Origin of the sequence: Parabacteroides gordonii MS-1 = DSM 23371, assembly GCF_000969825.1 — a bacterium.
In the GTDB taxonomy this organism is placed as follows: domain Bacteria; phylum Bacteroidota; class Bacteroidia; order Bacteroidales; family Tannerellaceae; genus Parabacteroides; species Parabacteroides gordonii.
Window position 1 is genome coordinate 199,305 of the sequence record NZ_KQ033922.1, and the last position, 18,845, is coordinate 218,149.

Sequence of the window (18,845 nt, forward strand, 5' to 3'; positions counted from 1 at the left end):
GCAATCACCGACTGCAGGAGCTTTCCTTATATGAAGTTTTACTTACTTCTTCATAGCTTCCTCGATAGCAACAGCTACAGCAACAGTAGCACCTACCATCGGGTTGTTACCCATACCCAGGAATCCCATCATTTCTACGTGAGCAGGAACGGATGAAGAACCAGCGAACTGAGCGTCACCGTGCATACGGCCCATCGTGTCGGTCATACCATAAGAAGCAGGACCGGCAGCCATATTATCCGGGTGCAGGGTACGGCCTGTACCACCACCTGAAGCAACAGAGAAATATTTGTGACCGTTTTCCATACATTCTTTCTTGTATGTACCAGCTACCGGGTGCTGGAAACGAGTCGGGTTAGTTGAGTTACCTGTGATAGATACGTCAACACCTTCAGCACGCATTACAGCAACACCTTCACGAACATCGTCGCAACCGTAGCATTTTACTTTTGCACGAAGACCTGTTGAATACGGAGTTTCTTTGATAACATTCAAAGCACCTGTTCCGTAGTCGAACTGAGTCTGAACATAAGTAAAGCCGTTGATACGTGAAATGATCATAGCAGCATCTTTACCCAGACCGTTCAGGATAACGCGAAGCGGTTCTTTACGTACTTTGTTTGCCATTTCAGCGATCTTGATAGCACCTTCAGCAGCAGCGAAAGATTCGTGACCAGCCAGGAATGCGAAACATTTTGTTTCTTCGCGAAGCAGACGTGCACCCAGGTTACCGTGGCCGATACCAACCTTACGGTCGTCAGCAACAGAACCAGCGATACAGAATGCCTGCAGACCGATACCGATAGCTTCAGCAGCATCAGCAGCGCTTGTGCAACCTTTCTTGATAGCGATGGCAGCACCTACAACATAAGCCCATGCAGCATTTTCGAAACAGATAGGTTGAGTTTCCTTACACATTGTATAAGGATCGATACCTTTAGCGTCGCAGATAGCTTTTGCATCTTCGATACCGTTGATACCATATTCTTTTAAAACCGCGTTGATAGTATCAATACGACGGTCATAACTTTCAAATAAAGCCATATTATTTTTACTTTTTTAAATTCTTATTTACCAGGAATAAAGATATTAGAAAGTTGAAAACAAGTACACCGCCGCAACAGGCCATATAGAATGCCATCCAAGGACGATCCGGCTTCATGACGAAGTAGGTGATTACCGTCGCGATAACAGTCAGAATGATCAGCCCGATCAGGACGCGTGTCAGTGTTTTCTTATTCATTACGAGGATCGATATATTTTACAGCTTCTTTGAAACGACCGTAAGAACCCTTAGCTTTTTCCAATGCCTCGTTAGCATCGACACCTTTCTTTACTGCTTCCATGAATTTACCCAAGTGGATGAATTCATATCCGATTACCTGATCGTCAGCATCCAATGCCATACGTGTACAGTAACCTTCAGCCATTTCCAGGTAACGAGTACCCTTAGCTAATGTACCGAACATAGTACCAACCTGGCTACGCAGACCTTTACCTAAGTCTTCCAGACCGGCTCCGATAGGCAGACCGCCTTCAGAGAAAGCAGACTGTGTACGTCCGTAAACGATCTGCAGGAATAATTCGCGCATTGCTGTGTTGATAGCGTCGCAAACAAGGTCAGTGTTTAATGCTTCCAGAAGAGTTTTGCCCGGAAGAATTTCTGATGCCATCGCAGCAGAGTGAGTCATACCAGAACATCCGATAGTTTCTACCAGTGCTTCCTGAATGATTCCTTCCTTAACGTTCAGTGTCAGTTTACATGCACCTTGCTGAGGAGCACACCAACCCACACCATGAGTCAAACCTGAAATGTCAGTGATCTGAGTAGATCTAACCCATTTTCCTTCTTCAGGAATCGGAGCACAAGGATGGTTGGCTCCCTTCTTTACAACACACATGTGTTGAACTTCATGTGAATAAATCATAATCGCTAATTTATTATATTAAAGTGATAATAAAACTTTTTGCTAATTTATATGTAATATCGCCTTCCAAAAGACCGCACAAAGATAAAATTTTTAATCCAGCCATGCAAGACGCAAAGTTCGTTATTTGTCGGTCGACTGAATATTAAGTTCGGTGCCGTTAAGCAGTATCCGGTAGGTGATAGGACCTATCTTTTTCATCATAAGTGCTACACCGCAGTATTTTTCCTGCGAGAGACGGATCGCTTTTTCTATCCGGGCGCTGTCGTCGGCGTTTCCTGTGACATGATATGTTACGTCGAAAGCCGTATAAAGCATCGGGATGGTATCGGAAGTCTCTGCTTTGACGCCGATCGATAGCTTTTCGAAGCGGACTCTCATCTTTTTGAAAAGGGAGATCACGTCTACACCGCTGCAACCGGCCATCGCAACCAGCATCAAAGCTTTCGGGCGGACACCGGAGTCGGTGCCGCCGTCTTCTTTGCTGGTATCGATAGACACTGTATGACCATCCAGCTGGGTTTCAAAGGTGGAATCCTTTTTCCAGTCGAGAGTGATTTGAGCAGGCATATCGTTCCTTATTTATTTTAGTACTTCCTGTAGTTTGGCATCGATTTCATCACCATGAATGTTTTTGGCAATGATCGTTCCGTCTTTATCGACCAATACGGTATGAGGAATACTGTTGACGCCATATAAAGCAGCACCTGCATTCTGCCATCCCTTCAGGTCGGACAGTTGCGTCCAGGTGATGTTCAGGTCTTTTACCCCTTTGGCCCATGCTTCCGGCTTGCTGTCCAATGAGATACCGACAATTTCGAAACCTTTATTCTTATATTGTTTGTAAAGCTCAACCAGATGCGGCGTTTCTTTGCGGCAGGGAGGACACCAGGAAGCCCAGAAGTCGATCAATACCACTTTTCCGTTGCCGACGAATTCAGACAGTTTATGAACTTCGCCTTTCGGGTCGGCCATTTCAAAATCGGCAAACTTCTTGCCTACGGCTACATTCTTCAATATCTCCAGGCGGCTCATCATCTTGTCGATACCCGGGAAAGCCTTGAATGTGGAGTCTGCCTGCGACAGGATCTCGTTCTGCTGTTCTTCGCTCAGACTGTAGCGGTTATCGAACATATATTTGGCAGACATTTTCTGATCCATATGTGCCAGGATATAGTTGCAGATCGTCTGAGTGATCTTTTCGCTGATCTCGTCATATTTCTTTTCAGCCGCCTTTACTATATTCTGATCTTCGGAACGGATTTCGTCTCCTAATTTGCCCATTTCATCGTAGAACGGAGCAATTTGATCTTTCAATGCTTTCTCCGCGTCGTTGGCCGGAGTGCCGGTCACAACCGAGAATGTATCGAGGTTTGCAACGACCTTTCCGTTTTCGAGTGTGAACGTTGTCCGGTATAAATTAGGTTTACCACGTTCCTCCGGAACAACATCGGTCGAGAACCGGAGCGTTGCCAAAAGAGAGCCATTCTGCGTACCCGTAAACTTGAAAGCATTGTTTTCTACCAATGCGCTGTCGAAAGGTAAGACGTCAGGATTTCCGTATTCATAAAGATATACATACTGTCCATTCAGATCGGCGTTTGAAACTGTACCGGTTATTTCGTAACCAGGTTTTTCGCTGCAGGCTGCGAGAAGCAGTACAGAGGCAGCAATAGGTAGATACTTTTTCATATATTATATGTGTTAAAACGATGTCATCACCTTGGAATACGCGAAGTTATCGCTTTATTAATAATCCTTTATTTCTTTAGGCTTAAAAAGTTCTAATATTACGGAAAAGATGGATTATATTTGTCGTCTGATCGATATTCCGGGCTTTTATCAGGCGAATATCAGGTTATTGTACTACAAATATGAATACTAATGACTCAGACCAATAAGAATAGACATACACTGACTCGGTTACTTTTCATAAAGTTTCTGCTAACCGGTTTGTTCCTGTTTTTTCCTTTTTTTCAAGGAATGGCATCCGTCTCTTTGCATAAGGCAAACAATATCGACTTGTCGAATAATGCGATCATAGATATGTACCAGGATATTCATGGTTATATGTGGATCGGAACTTACGACGGACTGAACCTGTATAACGGGAAGAACACCTATGTCTACCGTTTTGAACCTGACAATAAATATACGCTTTGCAGTAACATCATACATAAGATTTCGGATGGTGGCTCCGAATATCTATGGATATCCACCTCGATGGGACTGAACAGATTCTCCCTGAAAGACCGCAAGGTAACGGAATCATATCCGGAATACCCCGAATGCCGGCTGATCACTACAGATTCTTTGGAAAATTCGTTGCTGGTCAGCCAGAAGAATTTTATCTCTTGCTATACGTCCCGTGCCGGCTCTTTCCAGGATATTTATACACAGGGGATATCTCCGGAAACGGTCAGGGTGTTGTTTCCCGGTCGGCAGGGAGAATTTTATCTCCTTTCATACGATGGTTTTCTGAAGAAGGTCGTACCGGATTACTCCACATTGCCTTTGACCTTGCAGATAACCGAAAACAAAATACATGATAAGCAGATAGAACAGGCCTTTTACGAAGAAGGGCTTCTCTACTATGTCGATACAGAAAATAAGCTTTACCAATACCGGATGGAAGATCATACGGAAAGATATTTGTCCGACCTTTCCGTTTGGATGGAGAAATACGGTAACGTATCCCGTATCGTTTCTTTTCAGAACAAGCAATATCTGGCATTCAGGAATGGCCTGCTAGTGGATATGGCCGATCCGGAAGGAGCTTCCGACCTGAATATCGGTATCTTCAGTATGCTTAAAGACAGAAAGCAGGATATTCTCTGGATCGGAACCGATGGTCAGGGAGTCCGGATGCTTTACGATAAGCATAATCGTTTTGGCGGTCTGTCGTTGGAAGACATGCCGTTTGTGATGCGAAACCCGGTGCGTTCCGTCTACACGGACGAAGATAAGACGTTATGGTTCGGGACGAAAGGGGATGGCTTTGTCCGCATAAAGGAATACGACTCTTTTAAAGGCAAGCAGATACCTTCCGACAAGATCACCCGTTTCACAACCGCTGACGGGCTCTCCAATAACCGTGTATATTGTTTTTATAAGAGCCGGTTCCATTCGTTGGTCTGGATCGGTACGGATGGCCCCGGCCTGTCTTACTATTCTTATGAAGATGGGAAAGTCCATACACTCCCCAGCAAGATCGATACGAAAATAAGATATGTCCATTCTATCTGCGAGGTGAACGATTCCACTTTATGGATGGCAACTACGGGAGACGGGTTGATAGAAGTCGTTTTGGAGAAAAGCCAGTCAGGGTTGGTCGTTAAATATATCGAATCCTATATATTGGAAAAGGAAGGGAAAGTATGTAACGAATTCTATTCGATGTATTACGATGGTGGATCGACTATATACCTGGGTAGCCGCGGTGGGTATGGAATGGCGCGTTTCGACCTGGTTACAAGAGAATATGATTTTATGTCGATGAACAATTCTTCCAATCAGGCTATCGGGGACGTATTGAGCTTATATTATAGCAGCGATTCTACTTTTTATCTGGGAGCCAGTTCCGGCATGACCCGTATGAAATGTAATGTGTCCGGTGCCTGCGACGTAAGGCAGTTCGACAGGAGCGACGGTATCAGTAACGATATGATCCACGGCATACAGGAAGACCGGGACGAATGTATCTGGCTAAGTACCAATAAAGGGCTGACAAAATACAACCCCCACAACAGCTTTTTCCATAACTACGGCCAGCAGGAATTGATGGTCACGGAATTTTCGGACGATGCGTACTGGACATGCCAGTATACCGGGCGGTTGTTCTTCGGAGGTATCGACGGTCTGGTCTGGATCGATCCCCAGAACGACCAGTTGGAAAACTACCGGCCGGATCTCTATTTCTTTGAACTGAAGATGGGAGGGGAGACGGTTAGCCTGGATGATTATATGGAAACAGAAGCAACTCAGGTCACCATTCCTCCGGATATATCGACATTTACCATCTCGTTTGTCGCAACAGACTATATTCATGGGGAAAACTATGAATACTCTTACCTGCTGCAGAACTATAACACCACCTGGACAGAGCTACAAAAGAATAACGAAATATCGTTCACCAAGCTTCCTTATGGCAACTATATGCTGAAAGTACGTTACAAAAACGATGTGTACGACTCGAATGCCCGCGAATACCTGTTGCCTTTGAGGGTGCTCCCGCCCTGGTACCGTTCTACCTGGGCTATCGTATTATATGTATTTGTATTCCTTTTGTTTGTCGGAGCCTTTCTTTATCGCCTGAACCGCCGGATGGCAGAAAAGCAAGCCCTTGTTGCCCGGAAGATCAGGGAAGAACAAAAGGAAAAGCTGTATGAGGCAAAACTCAATTTCTTTGCCAATATCACGCATGAGCTTTGTACGCCGCTGACGCTGATCAACGGAGTAGGGGATTATATTCATACGTACGCGGAGAATACAGCCGATAACAAACTGAAAAGATATATCCGTATCCTGCGGGATAACGTAGTAAGCCTCAACGAACTGATCCAGGAGATCCTCGATTTCCGAAAGATAGAGGAAGCGGGCATGAACTATTTCAGCATCCGGAAGACCTCTGTCTCTGATATTATCCGCCGGCAATACGACTCTTTTACCCCTATCGCAGAGCAGAACGGAATAAACTTTACAGTCTCCCTGCCGGAGTCGCTTACCTGGAATACCGATCCGACCTGCCTGAAGAAGATATTGGTCAACCTGATATCCAATGCCTTTAAATATACGGAAGAGACAGGCTGCATACGTATTTCGGCTGCAATAGAGGACGGCTCGCTCGTCTTCAGCGTATATAATACAGGTAAAGGAATATCGGAAACAGACCTGCAAACGATCTTTGACCGTTACCGTATATTGGGCGACCTGGATGGAAACAATTATACCCGGACGACTTCAAGAAACGGATTAGGTCTGTTTATCTGCCATAGCATGGTGCAATCCCTTCATGGCACGATAGAAGTAAAGAGTGAAGAAGGACAGTTTGCTGAATTTACCGTCCGCCTGCCCTATCTGGAACTGGATGAAGACGATAGGACGGAAGAGTATGAAAACGAAGAGTCGCAGCTTTTATCTTCTCCCTCTCCAGATCAGTCTGTGGTGTTGGAAGCGGATCCTTCCGGCAACAAACCTTCTATCCTTGTGGTAGACGATAATAAAGATATTGTCTGGCTCATCAAAGAGTCGCTGTCTTCTGCCTATACGATAGAAGAAGCCTTCAGTGTGGAAGAAGCTCTCTGCCTGATGGAAAAGCAAACACCCGCCCTTATCATTACGGACATTATGATGCCGGATATAGACGGCCTAGAACTGATCAGCCGGGTCAAGTCGGATAAGTTTACCCGCCATATCCCTTTTATTGTCGTCTCGGCCCGTATCTCGGAGAGCGACCAGGCTGAAGGGCTCGACCTGGGTGCGGATGCCTATCTGACCAAACCTTTCTCTTCGGTCGTGCTTCGCTCTGTCGTGAACCGTCTGATGACAAGCAAGAAAGAACTGAAAGAGTACTACTATTCGCCGGAAAGCGCCTATGAGCAATCCGGCGGTCAACTGATCCATCAGGAAGATAAAGAATTTATGGATGAAGTCATCTCCATTATCAGGGAAAACCTCGAGGAGGAAACCTTGCGTCCCGAACTGATAGCCGAGAAGCTGGGGATGAACACCCGTTCGCTTTACCGCCGGTTCAAGAAAATCTCTCCGCTCACCCCTTCCGATTTCATCAAAGATTACCGGATGACTTATGCCGCCCAGTTGCTGGTGACCACCAACCTGAATGTGCAGGAGATCATCTATAAGGTAGGTATCTCCAACAAATCCTATTTCTATCGCGAATTTGCAGCCAGGTACAATCAAACACCTATGGAGTACCGGAATAAGCACTAAGTGGCTGATTTCCTGTTAGTGTCATAAATTACCAAAAGAGTGTCATAATCTGCAACAGGTAGATTATGACACTCTTCCGGTCGTTGAGTAGTAACCTGCGAAAGAGGGAAACCGCTAATATTGCACTCGATAATTATCACAAACCTTTGTCTGTCGGGCATTTTCAGACAAAGGGATATTAGGGAGTTGTTTTCTTTGGATAGTGAATGCAAAATTGAGTAAACAGTATGAAGTTGTGTTGTATTAAATATGTAAATGTAGTAGTTAGCTTACTCTTATTCCTATTCTCTGCTTGTAGGGATCATATCTCAGTAAATGTTCCGGAATTATCGGACGGAGATCCTACCACTTATTATACGGGAGCGCAGGGAGTAAATAAAATCGTTTTTGATACTCAATCCAGCATTCCTATCCAAAGTTACAAACTCTATTCATCCGGCGAAGCCCCTGCCCACGACCCGGTAAGCTGGGTACTGAAAGGCTCTTACGACGGAACGAAATGGGTGGTAATAGACGAACGCAACGACCAGCGTTTCTGCTCACGTTACCAGGAGATACTTTGCACGATAGCTAATCCTTCGAATTATAAACAGTATATGCTGGAAGCTTCTACTGCCGGCAATGACGTACTGATATTGGGAGATGTTTCCTTCTCCGAAAAGAATCTGTTGACAGATTGGAAAGAGTTCAACTATCCTGCGGTCGACTTCGAAGTGCTCGATCCGCAGACAAAAGGGGCATCCATCTATACCGACCTGGTGCAGGATCCCGATGCCTATATAAAATATCATGCTGAAAAAGTGGCGGAAATCCTTTTCTATACCGCAAAAGATACGATGAATGATGTGCAGACCATTCAATATACCCTGAAAGATTATGACGGTGTATCTGCCAAATCAGGAAACCCACCTGTAATCTCCATCGTGTATAGTACACAGCATATTGAGAAATCGGCCAACGAGTCATTGTATAAGCTCGACTTTGAAACACGTGGCGTCTTATACCATGAACTGGTTCATGCCTATCAGTTCGAACCGAAAGGCATCGGCAGCTACTCTACTAATAAGGAATTCTGGGCATGCATCGAAGGAATGGCCGACGCTGTACGGGCGGAAGCAGGCTTTTTCGATTGGAGCACCCGTAAACCCGGTGGCAACTGGATGGACGGTTACCGTACGACCGGCTTTTTCTTCCAGTGGCTCACCACCAAAGACCCCGACGCGATACGCAAACTGCATCTGACCGTCCGCGACCTGGAGGTATGGAGTTTCGACAAAGCGATAAAAAGTATCTTCGGCGAAGACAGCAGTATCGAAGGGATGTGGAACGAATACCAGGCTTTCCTTGAGAAATAACAAATACATTATATAATATGAAGTCTTCAACATGTTTAACCTTACTTCTGTCCGCCTTACTGGCAGGAGGAAATTTATTTGCCCAGCAGGATAAAGTATCTCTTGTGAATCCGATTATCGGAACGAACGGGATGGGACATACTTTTCCCGGGGCATGTGTGCCGTTCGGCCTGGTACAGTTAAGTCCTGATACGGATACGATCCCTCATAATGTAGATGGAAAGTATCAACCCCGCTCTTATGAATATTGTGCCGGTTATCAGCATAAAGACAGTAGTATTGTCGGTTTCAGCCATACGCATTTCAGCGGCACCGGGCATTCGGATCTGGGTGATATCCTGATCATGCCGACCACGGGCAGCCTGAAACTGAATCCCGGGACAGCCACCCATCCCGACGGCGGCTACCGTTCACGTTTCTCACACGATACGGAGATTTCCCGTCCCGGTTATTACGAAGTGATGCTCGCCGATTATGGGGTAAAAGCCCAGCTGACAACCACCAAGCGGGTAGGAGTCCATAAATACACCTTCCCGCAAGACAGCAAGAACCAGCGTATTATCCTGGATATGATACACGGCATTTACAACTACGACGGCAAAGTGTTGTGGACAAACATCCGTGTAGAAAACGATACCCTCGTCACCGGCTACCGCATAACGAACGGCTGGGCACGTACCAACTATACCTATTTCGCCATGTCTTTTTCCAAACCCGTTATCCATTACGGATGCGATGAAAAGGCGAAAGTGGACTACCGCGGTGGTTATGGCAAGTTCAATATGAAAGAGAACTTCCCCGATATAGGTGGACGGAAGATTGTCGCTTATTTCGATTTCGACCCGGCTTCTTCCGGCGAGCTGGAAGTGAAAGTGGCCCTTTCCGGTGTCAGTACCGACGGTGCCCTGAAGAACCTGCGGGCGGAAGCGTCCGGCTACAATTTCGACCAACTGGCTTCCCGTGCATCGGATATCTGGAACAAAGAACTTTCCATTATCGAGGCAAAAGGCAGCGACGACCAGATGGCCATGCTCTATACCTCTTTATATCATACAATGATCAACCCCTGTGTATATACCGATGTAGACGGACAGTATCGCGGATTGGACGGAAACATTCATACCGCAGACGGTTTCACGAACTATACGGTATTCTCCGTCTGGGATACCTACCGTGCTCTGCACCCGTTGTTTAACATCATCAACCGCCAGGTAAATACGGATATTGCCCGCTCCATGTTGAAACACTGCGAGCAAAGTGTACACAAGGCGCTTCCCGTATGGAGCCACATGGCAAACGAGAACTGGTGCATGATCGGCTATCACTCTGTTTCCGTACTGGCGGATGCCGTAGCAAAAGGATTGCCGCTGGATAAGGAAGAGGTATTGAAAGCAATGGTGAGCAGTTCTACCATCCCTTATTACGACGGAACAAAAGAATTGATGGAAAAAGGATATGTCCCCCTGGATCGTAGCGGTAGTGCAGCATCCCTGACCCTGGAATACTCCTACGACGACTGGACGATTTACAACACCGCCCTGCTGGCCGGAAACCGTGAAGTGGCCGACCGTTACAAGAAACGGGCCATGAACTATGCCAACGTATTCGATACCAGTATCGGTTATGCCCGTCCCCGCTATTCCGACGGACGCTGGAAAGAGAACTTCAACCTGCTGAGTACGCACGGTGAGGGATTTATCGAAGGAAATGGCCTGAACTATTCCTTCTATGTGCCGCAGGATGTGAACAATATGATCCGGCTGATGGGTGGCGACAAGTCGTTCATCACCAAACTGGATTCCCTCTTTACCATGCATCTGCCCGACGAGTTCTTCGCAGAAACGGAAGACGTTACGAAAGAAGGTCTTCTGGGCGGTTATGTGCATGGTAACGAACCGAGCCACCACATCCCGTTCCTGTATATGTGGACTACCCAACCCTGGAAGACCCAGTACTGGCAGCGTGAGATCATGAACAAGATGTACCGCAACAACATCGACGGCCTGTGCGGTAACGACGATTGCGGACAGATGTCGGCCTGGTATATCCTTTCGGCGATGGGCTTCTATCCGGTTTGTCCCGGAACCGACCAATATGTATTGGGTGCCCCGTATCTGCCTTACATGAAGGTGTCCCTCGAAAACGGAAAGATTTTCGAAGTCAGGGCCGACAAGGTAAGCGACAAGAACCGTTACGTCAAATCTGTTAAACTGAACGGAAAGCCTTACACAAAAGCGTATATTACTCAACAGGATATAATGAACGGGGGAGAACTGACCTTCGAAATGACATCTGCTCCGAATAAGAAGCGTGTCTTTGCCGAAGCAGACAAACCGTATTCCTTATCATCCAATTAAAATAACAATTCAGACCATGAAGAGACTATTTGTTTTAGCTATTGCCTTTTGCGGCAGCTTGCTTTCGCTGAAAGCGGCTGCAAAGGCAGATCTGGTGGATTACGTCAATCCGCTGGTCGGTACTCAATCCAAGCATTCCTTGTCGACAGGAAATACATATCCCGCCATCGCTATGCCGTGGGGAATGAACTTCTGGATGCCCCAAACCGGAAAGATGGGCGACGGATGGGCGTACACCTACGATGCAGACAAGATACGGGGTTTCAAACAAACCCACCAGCCCAGTCCGTGGATCAACGATTACGGCCAGTTCGCCCTCATGCCGATAACCGGCAAAGTGGTGTTCGACCAGGATAAACGTGCCAGTTGGTTCTCCCACAAGGCAGAGGTGGCCAAGCCGAATTACTACCGTGTGTATCTGGCCGACCACGACGTGGTGACGGAGATCGCCCCGACAGAACGTGCTGCCATGTTCCGTTTCACTTTTCCCGAAACGGATAAGTCGTATGTGATTGTCGATGCTTTCGACCGCGGTTCTTATATTAAGATCATCCCGGAAGAAAACAAGATCATCGGTTATACTACCCGCAACAGTGGCGGCGTGCCCGACAATTTCAAGAACTATTTTGTTGTTGTCTTCGATAAACCGTTTACGTATAAGGCTACGGTAGGCGACAACGAGATCCGTAAAGGTGAGACTGAAGCGCAGGAAGATCATACCGGTGCGATTATCGGTTTCTCCACCCGTCGCGGCGAACTCGTTCATGCCCGTGTTGCCTCTTCTTTTATCAGCCCCGAACAGGCAGAGCAGAACCTGAAAGAGCTGGGCGACCGTTCTTTTGACCAGATAGCAGACGCCGGTCGTAAGACCTGGAACGACGTGCTGGGACGCATACAGGTGAATGATGATAATATCGACAAACTGCGTACATTCTATTCCTGCCTGTACCGCTCCGTTCTTTTCCCCCGCAGCTTCTATGAAGTGGATGCCAATGGCAAAGTGATGCATTATAGCCCGTACAACGGTGAAGTGCTGCCGGGTTATATGTTTACCGATACCGGTTTCTGGGATACATTCCGTTGTCTGTTCCCGTTCCTGAACCTGGTGTATCCGTCGATGAATGTGAAGATGCAGGAAGGGTTGGTGAATACGTATAAGGAAAGTGGTTTCCTTCCGGAATGGGCGAGTCCCGGCCATCGCGGTTGTATGGTAGGAAACAACTCGGCTTCTGTGGTTGCCGATGCTTATCTGAAAGGCCTGCGTGGTTACGATATCGAAACACTCTGGGAAGCTGTCGTACATGGAGCTAATGCCGTACATCCGACAGTGAAATCTACCGGCCGTCTGGGTTACGACTATTACAACAAATTGGGTTATGTCCCTTATGACGTGAAGATCAACGAAAGTGCCGCCCGCACACTGGAATATGCTTACGACGACTGGACTATCTATAAATTAGGAAAGGCGCTCGGCAAACCGGAATCTGAAATAGCAATCTTCGCAAAACATGCCATGAATTATAAGAACCTTTTCGATCCCGAAACCAAACTGATGCGTGGCCGCAACGAGGACGGAACCTTCCAGTCACCGTTCAACCCGTTGAAGTGGGGCGATGCTTTCACGGAAGGTAACAGCTGGCATTATACCTGGTCTGTCTTCCACGATCCGCAGGGATTGATCGACCTGATGGGTGGAAAGACTGGTTTCAACGCCATGATGGACTCTGTGTTCAATGTGCCGCCGTTGTTCGATGATAGTTATTACGGTGGTGTTATCCACGAGATCCGCGAAATGCAGATCATGAATATGGGTAACTATGCGCACGGTAACCAGCCGATCCAGCACATGATCTATATGTATAACTATTCCGGTGAACCCTGGAAAGCCCAGTATTGGGTACGCGAAGTGATGGATAAGCTCTATTTCGCCACTCCCGACGGGTATTGCGGTGACGAAGATAACGGCCAGACTTCCGCCTGGTATGTATTCTCTGCTCTCGGTTTCTATCCGGTTTGCCCCGGTACCGACCAGTATATCCTGGGTTCCCCGTTATTCAAAAGCGTAACGCTTAATCTGGAAAATGGCAAGAAAGTAGTGGTCAACGCAGCCAACAACGATGCTGCGAACCGTTATATCTCCACCATGAAGGTGAACGGCAAGAACTATACCCGCAACTACCTGTCCCACGAAGACTTGCTGCGCGGTATGACCATCAATTGCACCATGTCCAATACCCCGAATAAAACCCGTGGTACACAGGAAAAGGATGCTCCTTATTCATTCTCGAATGAGATAAAAGAATAACAGGAAAATATAACCGACCCCGCCCCTACGAGGTCGGTTATATTGGTTTAAATCTGATAAAATATGAAACTACGAACATACACACTGTTAGCCGCGTCCTGCATCGCTTTATCCGCCACGGCACAGAATGAGAAACTAACGGAATATGTCAGGCCATTGGTCGGCACAGACGGCTACGGGAATGTCTACCCCGGTGCACAGATCCCCTTCGGCGGCATCCAGATCAGCCCCGATACCGACTCCAAATACTACGATGCGGCAGCCGGTTACAAATACAACCATACTTCTATCCTCGGCTTCAGCCTGACGCACCTGAGCGGTACCGGCATCCCCGACCTGGGCGATTTCCTGTTCATTCCGGGAACCGGCGAGATGAAACTCGATCCGGGAAGCCGTGAAAACCCCGACGAAGGTTACCGTTCGCGTTATACGCACGAAAAGGAATGGGCTTCTCCCAACTATTACGCCGTTATCTTACAGGACTATGGCGTGAAAGCCGAAATGACAGCCGGGCAACGAAGCGGGATGTTTCGTTTTACCTATCCCAAGTCGGACAAGTCTTTCATCATGATCGACCTGAACCATACCTTATGGCAGCACTGTGAATGGTCGAACCTTCGCGTAGAGAACGACTCGACCCTGACCGGCTACAAACTGGTAAAAGGCTGGGGGCCGGAACGCCATGTCTATTTCACCGCCGTCTTCTCCAAAAAGCTGAAAGACTTCCGCATCATGCAGGATAAGAAACCTGTCATCTACAACACTTCCCGCTTCCGGAGTTCAAACGAAGCCTGGGGAAAGAACCTGATGGCTTGCCTTTCCTTTGCAACGGAAGAAGGCGAAGAAGTGACTGTCAAAACTTCCGTTTCCGCAGTCAGCACCGCCGGAGCAAAGCTGAACATGCAGGAGCTGGACGGTATGACATTCGACGGTCTGAGAGATAAAGGAATAAACCTTTGGGAGCAGGAACTGGAGAAATACCGGATCACAGCCGACCAAAAGACGAAAGAAACATTCTACACGTCCGCCTATCACGCCGCCCTGCACCCGTTCCTTTTCCAGGATGCCGACGGCAGTTTCAGAGGGCTGGACAAGAACATCGAAAAGGCTGAAGGTTTCACGAACTATACAACCTTGTCTTTGTGGGACACCTACCGTGCCCTGCATCCCTGGTTCAACCTTGTGCATCAGGATATAAACGCCGATATCGCCAACTCGATGCTGACGCATTATGATAAGAGCGTAGAGCAAATGCTCCCGATCTGGTCTTTCTATGGCAACGAGACCTGGTGTATGATCGGCTACCATGCCGTTTCCGTCCTGGCCGACATGATCGTGAAGGGGGTAGAAGGCTTTGATTACGAACGGGCATACGAGGCGATGAAAACGACCGCTATGAATAAGCATTACGACTGTCTGCCGGATTACGACCGCAACGGTTACGTTCCTTTCGACAAGGAAGCCGAATCGGTTTCCAAAACATTGGAGTATGCCTACGACGACTACTGCATCGCCCAGGCAGCCCGGGTTTTGGGTAAGACGGACGATTTCCGGTATTTCCTGAACCGCTCTTTATCTTACCAGACATTGATCGACCCGGAAACCAAATACATGCGTGGCCGCGACAGCGAGGGAAACTGGCGTACGCCGTTTGCCCCGATCGCCTATCAGGGGCCGGGCTCGGTGAACGGTTGGGGAGATATCACCGAAGGTTTCACCATGCAGTACACCTGGTATGTCCCGCACGATGTACAGGGGTATATCAACCTGGCCGGAAAGAAACTGTTTGAGAAGCGTCTGGATGAGCTCTTTACGGTAGAGTTGCCGGATGATATACCGGGTGCCCACGACATCCAGGGACGTATCGGCGGTTACTGGCATGGTAACGAGCCTTGTCACCATATCGCCTATCTGTATAATTACCTGGGTAAACCGTGGAAATGCCAGAAATGGATCCGCGAGATCGTCGACCGCTTCTACGGCAACGAGCCGGGTTCGTTGAGCGGTAATGACGATTGCGGGCAGATGTCGGCCTGGTATATGTTCAACTGTGCCGGTTTCTATCCTGTCGCTCCGTCCAGCAATATATATAATGTAGGCTCCCCGTGTGTGGAAGCACTTTCTATCGCGATGAGCAACGGTAAAGAGATAAAGATGACAACTGAAAACTGGTCGAAGGAGAATGTCTACGTCAAGGAGCTGTATGTGAACGGTAAGAAATACGATAAATCATACCTGACCTACGACGACGTAAAACCTGGCATATCCCTGCACTTTGTCATGAGCGACAAGCCCAACTATAAACGTGCAGTCTCTGCCGATGCCTGGCCGGCCTCTGTGTCGTCGTCTGGAAAGACAATGCTTTACCAGAAGCCTGTCAGTAAATAAGCAACTGGTTTTTCTTAATACATATTTTAATTAACGACGAGAGAGTTTTTATTATCCCTTTAGGTGAGGGACGGGGGCGTGTGATATGTGAATACCACACGCCTTTATTCATTCTTATTCTTCCTCTTTTTCCTGTGGCAACGAGTACACCCGGTGTGTCCTGTAACCCATCTTGATAACTGTTCCGTCTTCCGTAAACAGCTTCATATCTTCTGCCGCCCGGTAACGGCTGCAATGGTTTATCCCTGCATAATCGGTCAGGTTGATATACGGATTGTTTTGCAGGTATCTGAGCATCTTCTGTTTCCGATCCGGCAGTTCGTTGGAAGTGACGTTCTCCCTTTTTATTTTCAGCGGGCGGTCTTTGTTCACCAGGCTTCGCAAACGCTTGGAGCAGCGGAAGTTCACCCCGTCTGCTTTGGCGGAGTAGACCGTCCTGCCTTTTTCGTCCGTTCTCTGCACTGTCTTTAAAGCAGGGGAGAAGTGACCCAGTCCTTCCAGTTCCACGCAGTAACCGTTTGATAAGTTTCGCCCGATGTAAGTGGTCAACGCTTCTATCGCTCCCTTCACATCAGCCGAAGTAAGCGAACATGAATCCGATAGATACTCGCAAATCTCTTCCATCCGCATTGTGCCTTTGGAGAGAAGGCGGGCGCAAGCCTGTTGCTCTGTACCGTTCCCTTTGGGTGTTTTATATACTCCGAATTTAATTCTTCCCATGCTGATTATGATTTACTGGTTATCTATTCTTTATTTCATCGGATGTATCTTTAAATAGCACCGACCAAATCCTATTTTTCTGCCTACGTAACCTGTTGCCGACGCCCTCGGCAAAATAAACGACGTCCTCGAAAGCTTTGCCGACGTCCTCAACAATATAGCCGAGGGCGTCGGCAACAACTTTCCTGCCTACCAAAGATAATATATATCCCAGGTAAAAGCAAGTAATATAAGGGATAAATGAAACTATCCCGGTGATAATTCTATCTTGTCCGGCTCTTTTGCCGATTGGTAGGTCAGTTCGTTCGGAAACACTTCTTTTTAGCCCTGATATGTTGCTTCCATTTAAAGCAATCATTTAAGTGTAGGATGACGTGGCGGGTTGGCGGCATTAATAATAATCCGGCGACATCCTTTTTTGCCCAGAAATCCAGGAGCCACGCAGACTCATCCTGTTCTGTTACACCGCCCTGTTGTTTAACCTTATCCAGATCCTGTTGCGAAACTTTGCGGAGCAGATCTGCATTTGTGAAGCCGGAAATGATGGAACGGGTTTGTTTGCCGACAGCATTCCGGTAGGCAAGGAGTTCCCGGGTGTTTATCTCTTTACTTAAACGGATGATTTCGTCATCGGAGAGTGCGTTGCCTGTGTCGGTAATGGAGATGTTCAATCTTTCTTTCCATGCCGGACTGAAGACTTCTTGTGTCCTGCCTGCCAATAGGTTCATCGTTAAATCTTCTATCCGGGCTATATGCCATATTACCCATGCGATTGTTTCGTCTTTTGAAGTTGGCATAATGCTGTATTCGTTTGGAGTCAGATCGGATAAAAGTTCATCTACTCTGTTCTGACCGGAACCGGAGACTTCCGACAGATGTAACTCTGCATGGATATCCAGGAAGAGCTCCTTTGCTTTATCTACTGTATTTTTTGTGCGGATGATCTTTGTAAGCTCTTTATGCTTTTCACTTAGTTCTGTTCCGAAATATTTCATGGTGTCTTTTGTTTTGCTTTATTATTATCGCTTGTATTGCCAGTCTGCTTGTAAGCATCTACCTTTGCAAAGGTAATTAAATGTATGGAAGTAATGAAGAAAATGATTTTGGGAATGTGCGCATTCCTGTCGATACAAATGGCGTCTGCACAGACGTTGGAGAAAATGCAGTGGTTCAACGAGCCGGAGAAATGGGAGATCAACGATAAGTCTTTATCCATGTTCGTCACCCCGCAGAGCGATTACTGGCGCATATCCCATTATGGGTTTACCGTCGATGATGCTCCTTTCTATTACGCAACCTATGGTGGCGAGTTTGAAGTAAAAGTGAAAGTGACAGGTGATTACAAAGCCCGTTTCGACCAGGCCGGACTGATGCTCCGGATCGACCACGAGAATTATATCAAGGCCGGCATCGAGTTTGTAGACGGTAAATTCAACCTGAGTACGGTGGTTACGCATAAGACGAGCGACTGGAGTGTGATCTCCCTGGATAAACCTGTCCCGTATATCTGGATCAAAGCGGTCAGACGCCTGGATGCGGTAGAAATATTCTATTCGTTCGACGACAAGACATATACTATGATGCGCAATGCCTGGTTGCAGGACAATATCCCGGTAAAGGTCGGCTTTATGGCTGCTTGCCCTGACGGCAAAGGCTTTAATGCCAGGTTCGAACATTTCGAGGTGAAGCACCTGCCTGATATGCGCCGACTGGAGTGGCTGAAGAAAAATGCGGAATAAAGAGCTAATCGGTTATCCTTATCTTTCGTGATTGGAGAAATATTTCTATATTTGCACCGCTTTAGATAAGAATCAGATAATCTCTATATAAATCAGATTAAGAA

The 18,845-nt window shown here is 47.2% G+C and carries 13 protein-coding genes; 6 read left to right on the forward strand and 7 right to left on the reverse strand.

The window, feature by feature from the left end; genetic code table 11:
• Nucleotides 1–42 precede the first annotated feature (42 nt).
• The 5 genes from HMPREF1536_RS26235 to HMPREF1536_RS26255 all read right to left on the reverse strand — a co-directional run bounded on the left by HMPREF1536_RS26235 (nucleotide 43) and on the right by HMPREF1536_RS26255 (nucleotide 3,620).
• Nucleotides 43–1,044 (reverse strand): GGGtGRT protein, encoded by a 1,002-nt coding sequence (locus HMPREF1536_RS26235; protein ID WP_028727524.1) that lies wholly within the window; start codon nucleotides 1,042–1,044, stop codon nucleotides 43–45.
• Nucleotides 1,045–1,051: 7 nt separating this feature from the next.
• The gene (locus HMPREF1536_RS26240) at nucleotides 1,052–1,243 is read right to left on the reverse strand and encodes a hypothetical protein (RefSeq protein ID WP_028727525.1); all 192 of its coding nucleotides are present in this window, start codon (nucleotides 1,241–1,243) and stop codon (nucleotides 1,052–1,054) included.
• Nucleotides 1,236–1,928: an iron-sulfur cluster assembly scaffold protein gene (locus HMPREF1536_RS26245; protein ID WP_028727526.1), complete on the reverse strand. Its 693-nt coding sequence runs from the start codon at nucleotides 1,926–1,928 to the stop codon at nucleotides 1,236–1,238. The genes HMPREF1536_RS26240 and HMPREF1536_RS26245 overlap by 8 nt, the downstream gene beginning before the upstream one ends.
• Nucleotides 1,929–2,051: 123 nt before the next feature.
• Nucleotides 2,052–2,498 carry an OsmC family protein gene (locus HMPREF1536_RS26250; protein WP_028727527.1) on the reverse strand — a complete coding sequence of 149 codons (447 nt, stop codon included), beginning with the start codon at nucleotides 2,496–2,498 and terminating at the stop codon, nucleotides 2,052–2,054.
• Nucleotides 2,499–2,510: 12 nt separating this feature from the next.
• Entirely contained in the window at nucleotides 2,511–3,620 is a 1,110-nt protein-coding gene (locus HMPREF1536_RS26255) for a TlpA disulfide reductase family protein (RefSeq protein WP_028727528.1), read from the reverse strand.
• Between the two features lie 192 nt (nucleotides 3,621–3,812).
• Here HMPREF1536_RS26255 and HMPREF1536_RS26260 point away from each other — a divergent pair, with 192 nt between their 5' ends.
• The 5 genes from HMPREF1536_RS26260 (at nucleotide 3,813) to HMPREF1536_RS26280 (ending at nucleotide 16,282) form a co-directional block, all read left to right on the forward strand.
• Nucleotides 3,813–7,877, forward strand: a complete 4,065-nt coding sequence (locus HMPREF1536_RS26260; RefSeq protein ID WP_199884269.1) for a hybrid sensor histidine kinase/response regulator transcription factor — start codon at nucleotides 3,813–3,815, stop codon at nucleotides 7,875–7,877.
• 227 nt (nucleotides 7,878–8,104) lie between these two features.
• On the forward strand, nucleotides 8,105–9,232 hold the full coding sequence (locus HMPREF1536_RS26265; RefSeq protein WP_028727530.1) for a basic secretory protein-like protein: 1,128 nt from the start codon (nucleotides 8,105–8,107) through the stop codon (nucleotides 9,230–9,232).
• Nucleotides 9,233–9,249: 17 nt separating this feature from the next.
• Nucleotides 9,250–11,589, forward strand: a complete 2,340-nt coding sequence (locus tag HMPREF1536_RS26270) for a GH92 family glycosyl hydrolase (RefSeq protein WP_028727531.1) — start codon at nucleotides 9,250–9,252, stop codon at nucleotides 11,587–11,589.
• Between the two features lie 16 nt (nucleotides 11,590–11,605).
• Complete coding sequence (locus tag HMPREF1536_RS26275; protein ID WP_028727532.1) at nucleotides 11,606–13,894, forward strand: GH92 family glycosyl hydrolase; 2,289 nt, start codon at nucleotides 11,606–11,608, stop codon at nucleotides 13,892–13,894.
• A gap of 63 nt (nucleotides 13,895–13,957) precedes the next feature.
• Complete coding sequence (locus HMPREF1536_RS26280) at nucleotides 13,958–16,282, forward strand: GH92 family glycosyl hydrolase (RefSeq protein ID WP_044192016.1); 2,325 nt, start codon at nucleotides 13,958–13,960, stop codon at nucleotides 16,280–16,282.
• Nucleotides 16,283–16,396: 114 nt separating this feature from the next.
• Here the strand turns inward: HMPREF1536_RS26280 and HMPREF1536_RS26285 are convergent, their stop codons facing one another.
• A complete protein-coding gene (locus HMPREF1536_RS26285; RefSeq protein WP_028727534.1) occupies nucleotides 16,397–17,002 on the reverse strand; it encodes an HU family DNA-binding protein in 606 nt (201 codons plus the stop codon).
• Nucleotides 17,003–17,298: 296 nt separating this feature from the next.
• Nucleotides 17,299–17,997, reverse strand: a complete 699-nt coding sequence (locus HMPREF1536_RS26290; protein ID WP_028727535.1) for a DinB family protein — start codon at nucleotides 17,995–17,997, stop codon at nucleotides 17,299–17,301.
• A gap of 93 nt (nucleotides 17,998–18,090) precedes the next feature.
• Here HMPREF1536_RS26290 and HMPREF1536_RS26295 point away from each other — a divergent pair, with 93 nt between their 5' ends.
• A complete protein-coding gene (locus HMPREF1536_RS26295; RefSeq protein WP_028727536.1) occupies nucleotides 18,091–18,741 on the forward strand; it encodes a DUF1349 domain-containing protein in 651 nt (216 codons plus the stop codon).
• Nucleotides 18,742–18,845 lie beyond the last annotated feature (104 nt).